Source organism: Billgrantia lactosivorans (genome assembly GCF_003254665.1).
Classification (GTDB): domain Bacteria; phylum Pseudomonadota; class Gammaproteobacteria; order Pseudomonadales; family Halomonadaceae; genus Halomonas; species Halomonas lactosivorans.
This window is the reverse complement of the sequence record NZ_QHGY01000003.1, coordinates 181,984-196,813: the sequence shown is the minus strand read 5'-3', so window position 1 is coordinate 196,813 and position 14,830 is coordinate 181,984. Positions and strand designations below refer to the sequence as shown.

The window sequence follows — 14,830 nt, the reverse complement described above, 5'->3', positions numbered from 1 at the left end:
CCGAAGAACGCCATGGCGCACGGGGTGCGCAGGCAAGGAGGCAGTATGGCATTACCGCTGAAGCGGCTCGAAGAGCAGACCCTCGTCATCACCGGCGCCACCAGCGGCATCGGCCTGGCAACCACGCGCCTGGCGGCCGAGCGCGGCGCGCGCCTGGTGGTCGTCGCTCGCGACGAGAGCGCGCTGGAAGCGCTGGTGGAGGAACTGGACCAGCGCGGTGCCGCGGCCGTCGCCGTGGCGGCCGACGTCGGCGACCCCAAGCAGGTCCGCGACATCGCGCAGACGGCCATTCATCAGTTCGGCGGCTTCGACACCTGGATCAACAACGCCGGCGTGTCGCTGTTCGGCTACCTCACCGATCAGCCGCTCGAGGACCAGCGGCGCCTGTTCGACACCGATTTCTGGGGCGTCGTCCATGGCTCGCTGGAGGCGGCCCGCCACCTGGCGGTGCGCGCCGAGCCGCATGGCGGCGCGATCATCAATCTCGGCTCGGTGGTCTCGGATCGCGCCATCCCGCTGCAGGGCATGTACTCGGCCGCGAAGCACGCGGTCAAGGGCTTCACCGATGCGCTGCGCATGGAGCTCGAGGAGCTTGGCGCGCCGATTTCGCTCACGCTGGTCAAGCCGGGCAGCATCGCCACGCCCTTCCCGCATCACGCCGGCAACCATCTGGCGGTCGAGCCGACCCTGCCGCCGCCGCTCTACGAACCGAGCGTGGTGGCCGAGGCCATCCTCCACTGCGCCGAACATCCGCGCCGCGACATGCGCGTCGGTGGCGCGAGCAAGGGCATCGCCATGCTCGGCCAGCTGGCACCGCGACTCGCCGACCGCATCATGCGCCGCAGCATGATCCCGCGGCAGCAATCGAACCAGCCGCCCCACGGGATCGGCGGGCTGCATCGTCCCGCCCCGGGGGTCTGGCAGCGGGCCGAGTTCGAGCATCCGGTCGCTCGCCGGAGCCGCTACACCCAGGCGGCCATGCATCCGGCGCTGACGGCCTCGGCCATCGCCGGCGCCGTGCTCGGCATCGCCGCTCTCACCGGCACGGCGCGGCGAAAGCGCCACTGAGCCGGCCGGCAACCGACGCGCCGGGGCTAGCCCAGCTGGAAGGGGTAGACCGAGCCGATCTCGAGGAGCCGCGTCAGCTCGTCCAGCGCGGTGAGGGTCTCGTCGGCCAGCTGCGGGTCGGCCAGGTCGTCGGGCGCCAGGCGATCGCGGTAGTGGCGCTCGACCCAGTCGACGAGTTCGCCGTGCAGGGCCCCGGTGAGCAGCACGCGGCCGGTCAACGCGGCGCGCTCCTCGGCGGAGAGCACCACCCGCAGGCGCAGGCAGGCGGGGCCGCCGCCGTTGCGCATGCTCTGCTTGACGTCCTTGACCACCACCTCGCCGATGGGATTGTGCCCGGCCAGCAGCAGGTCCTGAATGGTGCGCCACACCGCCTCGCGCTCCTGGCACTCGCCCGGCACCACCAGGGTCATGCTGCCGTCGGGGTTGCTCAGCAGCTGCGAGTTGAACAGGTAGGAGGCCACGGCATCCTCCAGGCTCACCGCCTCGCCGGGCACGCGCACCGGAATCAGCGGTGTCGACATCTTGCTGCGCAGCTCGTCGAGCGTGGCCTGTTCGTCGAGGAAGGCCATCTCGTGGTAGAGCAGCACCGGCCCGTTGCCCACCGCGATCACGTCGTTGTGGAACACCCCGGCGTCGATGGCGGCGGGATGCTGCTGGGCGAACACCGTCTGCCTCGCGGCAAGGCCATGCTGGCGCGCCACCGCCTGGCTCGCCTCGAGGGTCTGGCGGGCGGGGAAGCGCTTGGGCTCATGCGCCGGGTCCCCGCCGAAGGCCTGCCGACCGTAGACATACAGGTGCACGCCGGCCTCGCCGTGTTCGCCACACAGCCGCGTGTGGTTGGCCGCGCCCTCGTCGGAGAACGCCGGCGTGGCCGGCAGCGCCGGGTGGTGGGCGAAATGGGCGTCATCGCGGAAGATGGCCGCCAGCACGCGGCCGGTGGTCTCGGGCTCGAGAAAGCGATGGAAGCTCGACTGCAGGTTGGCCGGGGTGAAGTGCACCCGGCCGTCCGGGGCATCGCGGCTCGGCGTCACCGTGCCGGCGTTGGCCGTCCACATGCTCGAGGCCGAGCACACCGCGCGCAGCACCTGCGGCGCCTCGGCGGCCGCCCGCGCCAGCACCTCGCGGTTGCTGCCGGTGAAGCCCAGCGAGCGCAGCGCGCCGAGGTCGGGGCGCTGCTGGGGCGGCAGCACGCCCTGGGCGTAGCCGGCGTCCAGCAGCGACTTCATCTTGGCCAGCCCCTGCAGTGCCGCCTCGCGGGGGTTGGAGACCAGCCCGCCGTGGCGCATCGAGGCCACGTTGCCGAGAGCCAGGCCCGAGTAGTTGTGGGTCGGGCCCACCAGGCCGTCGAAGTTGACCTCCCGGCAGTCGGCGTTCGTCGTTTGGCTCATAGCACCACTCCGGGCGGCAGGTTGTCGGGCAGGCTCAGGGTCTCGGCTTCCATCGAGGCCACCGGGTAGGCGCAGTAGTCCGCCGCGTAATAGGCACTGGGACGATGGTTGCCGCTGATGCCCACGCCGCCGAAGGGTGCGTCGCCGGAGGCCCCGGTGGTCTGGCGGTTCCAGTTGACGATGCCGGCCCGGATGCGCAGCAGGAAGTCGTCCCAGTCGCTGCGTTCACCGCCGATCAGCCCCGCGGCGAGGCCGTAGCGGGTGTCGTTGGCCAGTTCCACGGCGTGGTCCCAGTCGCGATAGCGATAGACCTTGAGCAGCGGCCCGAAGTGCTCCTCGTCGGGCACCGGCAGGCCGGTGACGTCGATCAGCGCCGGCGACAGCAGGCTGGTGCCCTCCTCGAGACACTCCATGCGCGCCAGCACCACGCCGCCCAGCCCCTCCAGGGCGTCCTGCGCCTCGAGCAGCCCGCGGGCCGCCTCCGGGCTGACCAGGCCGCCATAGAACGGCGCCGGCTCCTCGAACTGCCCTGCCACCCGCAGGCGCGAGATGGCGTCGACCAGCGCATCGAGCAGGTGATCGCCGACCTGGCCCTCGGGCACGATCAGGCGGCGCGCGCAGGTACAGCGCTGGCCGCCGGAGAGGAATGCCGACTGCAGGATGGTGAGCACCGCGGCGTCCTGGTCGTGCACCTCCTTGACCACCAGCGGGTTGTTGCCGCCCAGCTCCAGCGCCAGGATCTTCTCCAGCTGATCGGCGAACTGCCGGTTGAGCAGGCCGCCGACCCGGGCGCTGCCGGTGAACAGCAGGCCGTCGATGCCGGGGTGCGAGGAGAGCGCCTGGCCCACCGGGGCGGCGCCCTGCACCAGGTTGATCACGCCGGCGGGCAGGCCCGCCTCGTGCCAGCACTGCAGGGTGAGATCGGCGGTCAGCGGGGTCTGCTCGCTGGGCTTGAACACCACGGTGTTGCCGGCCAGCAGCGCCGGCACCATGTGCCCGTTGGGCAGGTGGCCGGGGAAGTTGTAGGGGCCGAACACCGCCATCACCCCGTGCGGCCGATGGCGCAGCACGGCGGTGGTGTCGCCCAGGTCGCGGCTACGCTCGCCGGTGCGCTCCTGGTAGGCGCGCACCGAGATCGCCACCTTGCCGATCATGGCGCCGACCTCGGTGCGCGCCTCCCACAGCGGCTTGCCGGTCTCGGCGGCGATGGCACGGGCCAGCACCTCGCGGTGGCTCTCCAGCCGCTCGCGGAAGCGCTCCACCACGCTCAGGCGCTCGGCGAAGGCGAGCCGGGCCCAGCCCGGGAAGGCGCCGCGGGCGGCCTCCACCGCCGCCGCCACCTGGGCGTCGCTGGCGGCGGCGCCGTGCCACAGGGTCTCGCCGGAGACCGGGTCGCGCTTGGTGAAGGTCGTCGCCTCGCCCGGCAGCCAGCGGCCGCCGAGCAACAGCTGTTGCATCGCGTTCATGAACTCTCCTCGGTATCCAGTACGCGCAGGGCGTCGCCGGCCGCCACGCCGAGTCGCCGTGCTTCGGTCTCGCTCAGGGTGAGGGTGCCCTCCTCGTCGGGGCCCTGGGCCACCCAGGCGGCGCGAAAATCGGCCATCACGGTGGTCGCCGCCAGCCAGCGCGGGCGGACGCGGGGCGTCTCGCCATCGCCGCGGATCTCGACCCGGCAGCGACGCGATTTGCGCACCGCGCGCACGTCGTCGATATAGGCTTCGACCGTCGGCCCGCCGTCGAAGATGTCGATGAAGCCCTCCCAGCGCAGCCCCTCCTGCTTGAGCATCGCCAGCGCCGGCCGCGTATCGCGGTGCACCTGGCCGATGCAGGCCCGCGCCTCGTCGGAGAGGAACGGCGTGTAGATCGGGAACTTCGGCATCAGCTCGCCGATGAAGCTCTTCTGGCCGAGCCCGGTGAGGCGATCGGCCTCGTCGAAGTCCAGCGGGAAGAAGTGGCTGCCCAGGCACTCCCAGAACGGGCTCTTGCCGTTCTCGTCGAACACCCCGCGCATCTCGGCCAGCACCTTGTCGGGAAACTGGTCGCGGAACTCGGCCATGAACAGCCAGCGCATCAGCGACAGCAGCGCGCCGTTGCGCTGGTGCTGACGCTCCCTGCCGCGAAAGCCGGGGCGCAGGAACAGCGAGGCCACCTCGGCATCGCCGGTGTGGTCGGAGCTGAGGAACAGGGTGTCGATGGTGCGGTGCAGGTCGAGCTGCACCGACGAGTGCGCCAGCGTGCCGAGGCGGTAGTGGTAGAACGGCACCTCGCGGCCCACCTGGCCCTCGATGGCGCAGCAGCCGGCCAGCTCGCCGCTGGCCTCGTCCTCGAGCACGAAGAAGTAGTTGCGCCGGTCGGGCGGCGTGCGCTGCTCGAAGGCGGCGACGGCGGCGGCGATCTTGTCGCTGAGGAACTCGCGGTTGTCGGGCAGCGAGGTGAAGCCGACCCCGGTTTCGCGGGCGATCTTCTGCAGTTCGTCCAGGTCGCCCTCGGCAATCGGTCGAATACGCATCACAGCTCCCCCTCGTCGAAACCCGATTCGTCCTCGCCGCCGGCGGGCAGCGCCAGCGGCGCGGCCAGCACCGCCCGCCCCTCCTCCACGCCGAGCAGCTCGGCGTGCTCCGGCGAGAGCATCAGCTGCCCGGTGGGCGACAGCGCGTAGCGCGCCACCACGCAGCGGAAGTCGGCCAGGCGCTGGTTGGCGATCATCGCCGGTTCGGCGTCGGGCAGGGCGTGGGCCGGGCGCACCCGCACCGGATGCCAGGCGGCACGCCGGAAGGTGTGCAGACGGTCGCGCTCGCCCTTGATCACCGGCCCGGCGTCGAACAGGTCGACGTGACGCGAGCGCATGAAGCCCTCGGCCAGCATCTCGGCCATGGCCGCCTCGTGGGCGGGGTGTTCGCGGCCGATGGCGGCCCGCGCCTGGGGCGTGAGCAGCGCCAGGTAGAGCGGGAACTGTGGCATCACCTCGGCGATGAAGCTCTTCGAGCGCACCCCCGCCAGGTAGTTGATGTCGTGGTAGTCGCGCACGAAGAAGTGACGCCCCACGCTGTTCCAGAACGGCGACTCGCCCTGCTCGTCGAGATAGCCGGGGAAGGCCATCGCCAGCACCTCGGCGAAGCGCTCGGGGTACTGGGCGATGAACATCAGTCGCGCGCGGCGCAGCAGGCTCTCGGCGCTGGTGCCGCGATAGCGCGGGTCCAGCGACAGGGCGCACAGCTGGGTGGTCTCGGAGACCTCGTGGGAGAGCGACAGGGTCTGCACCTCGCGACGCACGTTGAGCTGCTGCGAGGCGTGGATCAGCGTTTCCTGGCGGTAGGTGTAGTAGGCCTCCCGCGCGCCGGCCTCGGCGCGCAGGGTGGCGGTGCCCACCACCTCGTCGCGCTCGAGGTCCTCGAGCACGAAGGTGTACTGCTCGTCGCCGGGGAAATCGACCTCGCGCCCGAACGACTGCCGCGAGCGGGCGATGCGCTCCTCGAGGCGGTCGCGATGGGCCGGCAGGTTGGTCAGGCTCGGGGTGGCCGAGCCCGCCAGCCGCTCCAGGGCCGGCAGGTCGACCGGCCGGACGGGGCGTACGACCATCATGGCGGGATCTCCTGGTCGATGGGCGGTGTCGTGCATGGCGCGACTGGCCCTCACCCGGCCGTCACCAGCCGGGCGATGGCACGCTCCAGCCGCGCCATGCCCTCGGCGATGTCGGCCTCGGGGATCACCAGCGACGGTGCCATGCGCAGCACGTTGGGCCCGGCGATCAGCGCCATCACGCCCTCCTCGATGGCCAGCGGCAGGATGTCCTTGGCGCGGCCCTCGTAGGCGGGGGCCATCTCGGCACCGACCAGCAGGCCCATGCCGCGGATCTCCTTGAACACGCCATGCTTGCGGTTGATCGCCTCGAGGTGCTCGCGGAACAGGTCGTGGCGCTGCTTGACGCCGCCCAGCACCGCGGGAGTATCGATGTGCTCGACCGCGGCCAGGGCCACGGCGCAGGCCAGGGCGTTGCCGCCGTAGGTGGAGCCGTGGGTGCCGATGGCCAGCGCCGGTGCCACGCGGTCGGTGGTGAGCATGGCGCCGATCGGGAAGCCGCCGCCCAGCGCCTTGGCGCTGGTGAGGATGTCGGGCTGGATGGCGTAGTCCATGTAGGCAAACAGCGAGCCGGTACGGCCGACGCCGGTCTGCACCTCGTCGAAGATCAGCAGCGCATCGTGGGCGTCGCACAGGTCGCGCAGCCCCTGCAGGAACGCCTGGGTGGCCGGCACGATGCCGCCCTCGCCCTGCATCGGCTCGACCACCACCGCGCAGGTGTCGTCGTCGATCAGCTCACGCACGCTGTCGAGGTCGTTGAACTCGCCATGCACGATGCCGCCGGGCACCGGGCCGAAGCCCTGGGAGTACTTGGGCTGGCCGCCGACGCTGACGGTGAAGAAGGTGCGGCCGTGGAACGACTGGTAGAACGACACGATGCGATGCTTGTGCTCGCCGAAGTTGTCGTGGGCCCAGCGCCGCGCCAGCTTGAGCGCCGCCTCGTTGGCCTCGCCGCCCGAGGAGCAGAAATAGGCCTTGTCGGCGAAGGTGCGCTCCACCAGCGACTTCGCCAGCTTGAGCGCCGGCTCGTTGGTGTAGACGTTGGAGAGGTGCCAGAGCTTGCCCGCCTGTTCGGTGAGCGCCTCGACCAGCACCGGATGGCAGTGACCCAGCGAGTTCACGGCGATGCCGCCGGCGAAGTCGATGTACTCGCGCCCCTCCTGGTCCCACAGTCGGCTGCCTTCGCCGCGGACCGGAATGACCTTCTGGGGAGAGTAGTTCGGCACCATGTACCGGTCGAAGTCGGCGCGGGTCGGGGTATGGCTCATCTCGGTCTCCATTCCTGCAAGGGGGGGGGCGTTGGCAACGCAACGAGGTCATTCGAGTATAAGGAGCCACACTGCCGACGGCTTTCAGCAATGGGACCCCGATTTGTATAAAAGGGCTGTCGCGGCGGGGAAAACGGGAGGCGCGAGATGCCCGGGCGCGCTAGAGACGCTCCTCGCGGGGCGTCACGCCGAAGTGGTTGCGATAGGCGGTGGAGAAGTGGGCGGGCGACGAGAAGCCGGTCTTCATGGCGATCTCGCCGGCCGGCAGGTCGGAGTCGCGCAGCAGGCGGCGCGCCTCCTTCAGGCGCAGGTCGAGGTAGTAGCGGCCGGGCACCGCCTGCAGGTACTTCTTGAACAGCCGCTCGAGCTGACGGCGCGAGATGCCCAGGTGCTCGGCCAGCTCGTGGGTGGTCAGCGGTTCCTCGATGTTGGCCTCCATCAGCATCACCGCGTCCACCAGCGGCGCCGGGGCATGCCCCAGCCGCGCCCGCAGCGGCACCTGCTGCGGCTCGTCGGCCATGCGCACGCGCTCAAGCACGAAGTGCTCGGAGACCCGCTCGGCCAGCTCGCTGCCGTGGTGGGAGGCGATCAGGGTCATCATCATGTCCATCGCCGCCGTGCCGCCGCCGCAGGTGAGGCGGTCGCGGTCGATCTCGAACAGCTGCTGGGTGAGGCGCACGCGGGGGAAGTCGCGGGTGAAGGCGGCGAAGCGCTGCCACGGCAGCGTGGCCCGGTAGCCGTCCAGCACGCCGGCGCGGGCCAGCAGCTCGGTGCCGCCGCCGACCCCCACCAGCACCACGCCGCTGCGGCCGAGCTGACGCAGCCGGCCCGGCAGGGCACTCTCGTGCATGGCCGGCAGCGGGCTGGGCGCACACACGATCAGCAGGTCGAGTTCGGTCGAGGACAGCTCGAAGGGGGTGCAACCCGCCTGGCTGATGTCGGCCATGCTGGCCACTTCGCCGCCCTCGGGTGAGAACGCCTGCAGGCGATAGAGCCGCCGGCCGGCCAGCTGGTTGGCCACCACCAGCGGCTCCAGCGCGCAGGCCTGGGCCAGCAGCGAGAAGCCCGGCAGCGTCAGCACACCGACCCAGCGGGCCGGCGGCTCACGAGAAGCGGTCGAGGATGAATCGGGCATGCCACTGCGCCATTGCCGGAACGAAGTTCAGATGGTACTCGATCGGCAGCGTTGGCAGTACCGGCCCTCAACGACGCGGCTCAGCCTCCCAGTCGTGACAGCAGCAGCGCGATCACGATGATGCCTGCCAGGAGGGCGACGCCCAGTACCAGCCATTGCTCGCCGCTGGCCGGCCGCTTGGCTTCCGGCTGATCGGCGTCGGGCTCGGGGTGGGCGAAGTCCTCGGGTAGCCGCTCCTCCATCAGGTGCCGCTTCTTCTCCTCCGGCGTCTTGCTCTCCCTGGTATCCATGGCGGGACCTCCTCTGCCGCTGGGTTCGCCCGCCATGGCAACGCGCGGCGGGCCTATAGCGTCACGACATCGAAGTCTATGTCCGGGTTCACGTCGGCCTCGTAGTCGACGTCATCGCGCTCGAACCCGAACAGCTTCAGGAACTCGTGCTTGTAACCAGCATAGTCGGTGATCTGGAACAGGTTCTCGGTGGTCACCTGGGGCCACAGCTCCTTGCACGCCTGCTGCACGTCGTCGCGCAGCTCCCAGTCGTCGAGGCGCAGGCGGCCGGCCTCGTCGGTGACGAACTGCCCGCCGTAGAGGCGCTCGGCGAACAGGCGGTTGAGCTGCTCGATGGTGCCCTCGTGCAGCCCCTTCTCCTTCATGATCCGGTAGACCATGGCGATATAGAGCGGCATGACCGGAATCGCGGCGCTGGCCTGGGTCACCACCGACTTGAGCACCGCCACGTTGGCGCCGCCGCCGGTGGCCTTGAGCCTGGCGTCGATCTCGTGGGCGGCGCGGTCGAGATCCTCCTTGGCCTTCCCAAGCGCCCCGTGCCAGTAGATCGGCCAGGTGATCTCGGTGCCGATGTAGCTGAACGCCACGCTGCGCGCGCCCGGGGCCAGCACGCCGGCCTTGTCCAGGGCGTCGATCCACAGCTCCCAGTCCTCGCCGCCCATCACCGCCTTGGTATCCTCGATCTCCTGCTCGGTGGCGGGTTCGACCTCGGCCTCGATGATGGCATCCTTGTTGGTGTCGATGGCGGTGGCGCGATAGGTCTCGCCGATCGGCTTGAGGCTCGAGCGCTTGAGCTCGCCGCTGTCGGGCAGCTTGCGCACCGGCGAGGCCAGCGAGTAGATGACCAGGTCGACCTGGCCCATGTCCCGCTGGATCAGCTCGATGGCCTTCTCGCGCGCCTCGTGGGAGAAGGCGTCGCCGTTGATCGACTTGCTGTAGAGCCCCTCGGCCTTGGCGAACTTGTCGAAGGCGGCGGCGTTGTACCAGCCCGCGGTGCCGGGCTTCTTCTCGCTGCCGGGCTTCTCGAAGAACACCCCCAGGGTGTCGGCGCCGTAGCCGAACGCCGCGGTGATGCGCGCCGCCAGGCCGTAACCGCTGGAAGCGCCGACCACCAGCACCTTCTTCGGCCCGTTGGCCTTGTCGAACTGGCGGGTGCGGGTGACCTCGATCTGCTCGAGCACGTTCTTCTCGCAGCCGACCGGGTGGGCAGTGGTACAGATGAAACCGCGGACCTTGGGTTTGATGATCACGACAGACCTCGTTGTTGGTGGTACAGCGCCGCGCGGGACGCCGGATCGATACGCATGGGCAGTGGCGACATTCTAGCGGCCAGGCCGGCGTCTGTCCGCACTTGAGCGACGTCGGCTCCTGGGGCACGATGCAACCCTGGCGATGCCATGGCAGGAGGTAGGTATGAACGCACAGGCGCTGGTGGACGAACGCGGCGAGCTGTGGCTGGCGCTGGCCCCGCTATGGCTGGATCGCGAACCCGGCGAACGCGATTTCGCGCACATGGTGGAGGTGATCCAGCGCCACGACCTGACGCTCAACGAACTGGAGTGGATCTTTCGCCTGGAGCTGGCGCCGGTACTGTCGCGCAATCAGGTCTCGATCGCCGGCCGGTGGCACAGCTTCGACGACTACCGGCTGATGCAGCAGCTGGTGGCCCACAACCTGCGCCTCACGGGCTGGCGGCGCAAGGGCTGGGCGCTGTTCTCGGGGCTGACCACGATGATGACCCGGCACCGCTGGAACGAGCTGATGGCGCGAGTGATGATGGAGCGCGGCGAGCTGCCCCACTCCTGAGCGTTCAGCGGGCTTGGCGCTCGCTATTCCTGCTGGGGCTGGAAGTCCTCGTCCAGCGCCTGCTCCAGGGCGCGCTCGAGTTCAAGGCCGCTGGCACGCGGCGAGAAGCGCCGGATCACCGTACCGTCCCGCCCCACCAGGAACTTGGTGAAGTTCCACTTGATCATCCGGGTGCGCATCACCCCCGGCGCCCGGCGCTTGAGCTCGACGAACAGCGGGTGCGCCGCGGCACCGTTGACCCTGACCTTCTCCATGACCGGGAAGGTGACGCCGTACTGGCTGGTGCTGAAGGCGCAGAAATCGAGCGCCGTCTCCGGCGACTGGCGGGCGAACTGGTTGCAGGGGAAGGCGAGCACGGTGAAGCCGCGGTCGCGGTGGCGGCGATAGAGCCGCTCCAGCTCGCCGAGCTGGGGCGTGAAGCCGCAGCGGCTGGCCACGTTCACGATCAACAGCACCTGCCCCTGCAGGGCGCGCAGGTTGAAGGGCTCGCCGCGAAAGGTACGGCATTCGTGCTCGTGGATGGCCATCGCTTGCCTGCCTCGCTGTCGTCCGTCACACGCCGCGCCTCGCACGCAGCCCATCCCGCCCATGGGCTCGCACGAGCCGCCCCGGCCAGACCCACCGCTTTCTGCAAGCCTACCGAGAAGATGCGGAATCGTCACGCTCGGCATGCGTTGACCCCTGCGCCGCGGCTGGCCATGCTTCGAAAAACCCGTCCCGCGGGACGCCGGACCAGAGGAAGCGTGCCATGCGCGACAATGCCCCCCGCCACCGCCTGGCCACCCATGAGGTGGTCAACCAGCCCGATACGCCCGGCGACAGCGACCTCCTGGGCGGCGACCTGCCGCTGCGCGAAGCACTGCAGCGCGACGCCCCGGCCTGGGTCGCCGAGCGCCTGGCGCCGCTGGGCCGCGAGGCGGGTAGCCGTCGCGTGCAGGAGTGGGGCGAGGCGGCCAACCGTCACCCGCCGGAGCTGCGCCTGTTCGACCGCCACGGCCGGCGGCTGGACGAGGTGCGCTATCACCCCGCCTACCACGAGCTGATGCGCCTGGCACTCGAGGGCGGCTGGCACGCCGTGGCCTGGCGCGAGGAGGGGCGTGGCGGCCACCAGGCGCATGTCGCCGCGCTCTACCTGCTGACCCAGGCCGAGCCGGGCTTCTGCTGCCCGGTCACCATGACCCACGCCGCCATGCCGGTGCTGCGCCGCAACCGCACGGTCGAAGCCGAGTGGGCCCCGGGCCTGCTGGCCAGCGCCTACGACCCGCGCGCGCTGCCCGCGGGCGAGAAGCGCGGCCTCACCTTCGGCATGGCCATGACCGAGAAGCAGGGTGGCAGCGACGTGCGCCGCAACGCCACCCGCGCCGAGCGCGACGGCGAGGGCTGGCGGCTGACCGGGCACAAGTGGTTCTGCAGCGCGCCGATGTCGGACGCCTTCCTCACCCTGGCCCAGACCGAGGCCGGGCTGACCTGCTTCCTGGCGCCGCGCTTCACGCCCGATGGCGAGCGCAACCCCATCGAGATCCAGCGGCTCAAGGAGAAGTGCGGCAACCGCGCCAACGCCTCGGCGGAGATCGAGTACCGCGGCGCCTGGGCAACGGCGGTCGGCGAGCCCGGCCGCGGCGTGGCGACCATCATCGACATGGTGCAGCAGACCCGCCTGGACGCCGCCACCGCCCCGGTGGGCATGATGCGCCAGGCGCTGGCCGAAGCGTGGCGCCACGTGCGCCAGCGCCACGCCTTCGGCCGCCGGCTCGCCGAACAGCCGCTGATGCAGGCGGTCATCGCCGACCTGGCGCTGGAGGTGGAGGCCGGCCTGGCGCTGGTCATGCGTACCGCCCGTGCCTTCGACGGCGACGCCCGCGGCGAGCCCCACGAGACGGCCCTGGCGCGGGTACTGCCCACCCTGGCCAAGTACTGGCACAACAAGCGCGGGCCGGGCTTCATGGCCGAGGCCATGGAGTGCCTGGGCGGTATCGGCTACGTGGAGGAGACGCCGCTGGCGCGGCTCTACCGCGAGGCGCCGGTGAACTCGATCTGGGAGGGGTCGGGCAATGTCATCTGCCTCGACCTGCTGCGGGTGCTGGCACGCCACCCCGAGTCGATCGCCGCCCTGCGCGAGGAACTCGGCGCCGCCCAGGGCCTGCAGCAGGACCTCGACCTGGCCCTGGGCGGTCTCGAGCACGACCTGGCGCTGCCCGCCGAGGCGCTCGAACCGCGCGCCCGCTGGCTCGCCCAGCGCCTGGCCCAGAGCCTGCAGGCGGCACTGCTGCTGCGCCACGGGCCGAACGCGGTGGCCGAGACCTTCTGCCGTTCGAGGCTTGGCGTGGAGGCGAGCCCCGCCTACGGCGTGCTGCCGGCCGACGCGCCGCTGGCGGCGATCCTGGCGCGTATCGGCGACTGATCGCCGGCCAGCGCCGGAATGTCCTCGGCCGGCACCGGCCGCGACAGGCCGAAGCCCTGCACATGGGTGCAGCCGAAGCGGGCCAGGGTGGGCAGGCAGTCGAGCTCCTCGACGCCCTCGGCCACCACGCGGATGCCCAGGCGACGACCGAGCAGGGCGACGGCCTCGACGATCGCCGCGTCCTGGCTCTCCTGCTGAACGTGGCGCACGAAGCTGCGGTCGATCTTGAGTTCGCTGATGGGCAGCATCTGCAGCCGCGAGAGCGACGAGAAGCCGACGCCGAAGTCGTCCACCGCCACCTCCATGCCGCTCAGGTGCAGCCGCGCGGCGATCTCGGAGCCCAGCAGCTCGTCGTCCATGGCCGCCGTCTCGGTGATCTCCAGGATCACCAGCGGCGAGCCCTCCGGCGCCAGCTGGCGGCTGAGCGCCGGCAGCTGCGACGCCATCAGGTCGTCGGCGGTGACGTTGACCGACAGCGAGAGCTGCACGCCCAGTGCGCGCCAGCGCTGCGCATCGGCCAGCGCCTGCTCGAGCACGTGGCAGGTCAGGCGCCGGCTCTGCGCGGCCGTCAGCATGGGCAGGAAGCTGGCCGGACCGATCAGGCCGATTACCGGATGCGCCCAGCGCACCAGCGCCTCGACCCCGCTCAGGCGCCCGCTGGCCAGCTCGAACTGCGGCTGGTAGTGCACGGTGAGCTCGCGGCGCTGGAGCGCCGTCTCCAGTTCCTCGACGGAGAAGAAGGGGCTGTCCTCGGGCACGATGGCCGGCTTGCAGCCGGGGCGCAGCCGGTCCAGGCGCTCGCGAAGCTCGGCCAGCCGCATCGGCTTGTCCAGCGAGCCGAGCATCTGCAGCCCCAGGGTCTGCCCCACCCGCTCGGCGATGCGCGAGATCTTGCGCTCGACCCCGCCCAGCAGCAGCACCCAGCCGGAAAAGCGCTGCTCGGCGAGCAGCCTCAGCAATTCGATGCCATCCGGGTCGCCGAACTCCAGCCCCATGATCACCAGCTGCGGCGCGCACTCGTCGAGCTCCGCCAGCAGCGCATCGGCGCGCCGATAGCAGCGGCTCTCCAGGCCCAGTACGTGAAGCTGCAGCGACAGGACCGCCACCACGTCGGGATCCTCGTCGAGCACCAGGGCCAGGGCGCGCTCGTCTGCTTCATATTCCGCCAAAAGGTTCATCAGGGATCCCGCTCACGAATTATCCTGAGGCTACCATCATCCCTGACGACCAGCCGGCTCGGTTGTCAACGCTCGGCCCTCAGCCGAGGGGGCCGACCACCACCCGCAAGGCAAGCGCCAGCAGCATCACGCCGGTAATGCGATGTATCCAGTGCGCCCGCGCCTGCAGCCAGGGCAGGACACGGGAGTGCGTCAGGGAGACCGCCACCAGCACGTACCAGCCGCCGTCGATGACCATGGCCGTGGCGACGATGATCGCCTTGGCCGCCAGGCTCATCTCCGGGGTGACGAACTGGCTGAGCAGCGCGACGAAGAACAGGATCAGCTTGGGGTTGCCCAGCGCCACCAGCATGCCCTCGCGGGCCGCCTGGCGACGGGTGGTGGCGACGCCGGCCGCCTCCAGCGCGGCGGCGCCCCCGGCGCGCAGCGCCTTGATCCCGAGCCAGGCCAGGTAGGCCGCGCCGCCCCAGGTAATCGCCTGGAACAGCGTGGGGAAACGCACGATCAGCGCCCCGAGGCCCAGCACCGTGAGCAGGGCATAGAACCCCACCCCCGCGGCATGCGAAAGGGCCGCGACAATGCCGGGCATGCGCCCGCCGCCCAGCGTGTGGCGCAGCACCAGGGCCAGGCTCGGTCCCGGCGACATCGCACCCATGGCACACACCGCCACCAGCGACATCCAGAGTGTGAACGGCATCCCCTGCTCCTCTACGTTTG

General features: G+C 70.7%; 14 protein-coding genes. 3 read left to right on the top strand and 11 right to left on the bottom strand.

All coding sequences use genetic code 11. The features are described from left to right. Positions 1-45 precede the first annotated feature (45 nt). Positions 46-1,068, top strand: a complete 1,023-nt coding sequence (locus DIS04_RS09330; protein WP_111413489.1) for an SDR family oxidoreductase — start codon at positions 46-48, stop codon at positions 1,066-1,068. A 26-nt stretch (positions 1,069-1,094) separates the two neighbouring features. On the opposite strand, the gene astB is transcribed toward DIS04_RS09330, so the two are convergent. From astB to fabV, 8 genes are all read right to left on the bottom strand, one after another. Then, a complete protein-coding gene (gene astB, locus DIS04_RS09325; RefSeq protein WP_111413488.1) occupies positions 1,095-2,456 on the bottom strand; it encodes an N-succinylarginine dihydrolase in 1,362 nt (453 codons plus the stop codon). Continuing rightward, positions 2,453-3,922, bottom strand: a complete 1,470-nt coding sequence (gene astD, locus DIS04_RS09320) for a succinylglutamate-semialdehyde dehydrogenase (RefSeq protein WP_111413487.1) — start codon at positions 3,920-3,922, stop codon at positions 2,453-2,455. The genes astB and astD overlap by 4 nt, the downstream gene beginning before the upstream one ends. Then, a complete protein-coding gene (gene astA, locus DIS04_RS09315) occupies positions 3,919-4,965 on the bottom strand; it encodes an arginine N-succinyltransferase (protein ID WP_111413486.1) in 1,047 nt (348 codons plus the stop codon). Before astA ends, astD begins: the two co-directional genes overlap by 4 nt. Continuing rightward, positions 4,965-6,038 (bottom strand): arginine N-succinyltransferase, encoded by a 1,074-nt coding sequence (locus DIS04_RS09310; RefSeq protein ID WP_111413485.1) that lies wholly within the window; start codon positions 6,036-6,038, stop codon positions 4,965-4,967. The genes astA and DIS04_RS09310 overlap by 1 nt, the downstream gene beginning before the upstream one ends. A gap of 50 nt (positions 6,039-6,088) precedes the next feature. After that, a complete protein-coding gene (locus DIS04_RS09305; RefSeq protein WP_111413484.1) occupies positions 6,089-7,303 on the bottom strand; it encodes an aspartate aminotransferase family protein in 1,215 nt (404 codons plus the stop codon). A gap of 160 nt (positions 7,304-7,463) precedes the next feature. Then, positions 7,464-8,438, bottom strand: a complete 975-nt coding sequence (locus tag DIS04_RS09300; protein WP_179951245.1) for a GlxA family transcriptional regulator — start codon at positions 8,436-8,438, stop codon at positions 7,464-7,466. A gap of 80 nt (positions 8,439-8,518) precedes the next feature. Then, positions 8,519-8,728, bottom strand: coding sequence for a hypothetical protein (locus tag DIS04_RS09295; protein ID WP_111413483.1), 210 nt, complete (start codon positions 8,726-8,728; stop codon positions 8,519-8,521). A 53-nt stretch (positions 8,729-8,781) separates the two neighbouring features. Beyond that, entirely contained in the window at positions 8,782-9,978 is a 1,197-nt protein-coding gene (gene fabV, locus DIS04_RS09290; protein ID WP_111413482.1) for an enoyl-ACP reductase FabV, read from the bottom strand. Positions 9,979-10,141: 163 nt separating this feature from the next. On the opposite strand from fabV, the gene DIS04_RS09285 reads away from it, so the two are divergent. Further along, the gene (locus tag DIS04_RS09285) at positions 10,142-10,534 is read left to right on the top strand and encodes a DUF7079 family protein (protein WP_111413481.1); all 393 of its coding nucleotides are present in this window, start codon (positions 10,142-10,144) and stop codon (positions 10,532-10,534) included. Positions 10,535-10,557: 23 nt separating this feature from the next. On the opposite strand, the gene DIS04_RS09280 is transcribed toward DIS04_RS09285, so the two are convergent. Further along, positions 10,558-11,061, bottom strand: a complete 504-nt coding sequence (locus tag DIS04_RS09280) for a glutathione peroxidase (protein ID WP_111413480.1) — start codon at positions 11,059-11,061, stop codon at positions 10,558-10,560. Between the two features lie 221 nt (positions 11,062-11,282). Here DIS04_RS09280 and DIS04_RS09275 point away from each other — a divergent pair, with 221 nt between their 5' ends. Further along, positions 11,283-12,935, top strand: a complete 1,653-nt coding sequence (locus tag DIS04_RS09275; protein ID WP_111413479.1) for an acyl-CoA dehydrogenase family protein — start codon at positions 11,283-11,285, stop codon at positions 12,933-12,935. On the opposite strand, the gene DIS04_RS09270 is transcribed toward DIS04_RS09275, so the two are convergent. Together DIS04_RS09270 and DIS04_RS09265 are read right to left on the bottom strand one after the other, a co-directional pair. Beyond that, positions 12,875-14,113, bottom strand: coding sequence for an EAL domain-containing response regulator (locus tag DIS04_RS09270; protein WP_111413478.1), 1,239 nt, complete (start codon positions 14,111-14,113; stop codon positions 12,875-12,877). The two genes, DIS04_RS09275 and DIS04_RS09270, sit on opposite strands and share 61 nt — an antisense overlap. 79 nt (positions 14,114-14,192) lie before the next feature. Next, entirely contained in the window at positions 14,193-14,810 is a 618-nt protein-coding gene (locus DIS04_RS09265) for a LysE family translocator (RefSeq protein ID WP_111413477.1), read from the bottom strand. Positions 14,811-14,830: the final 20 nt, after the last annotated feature.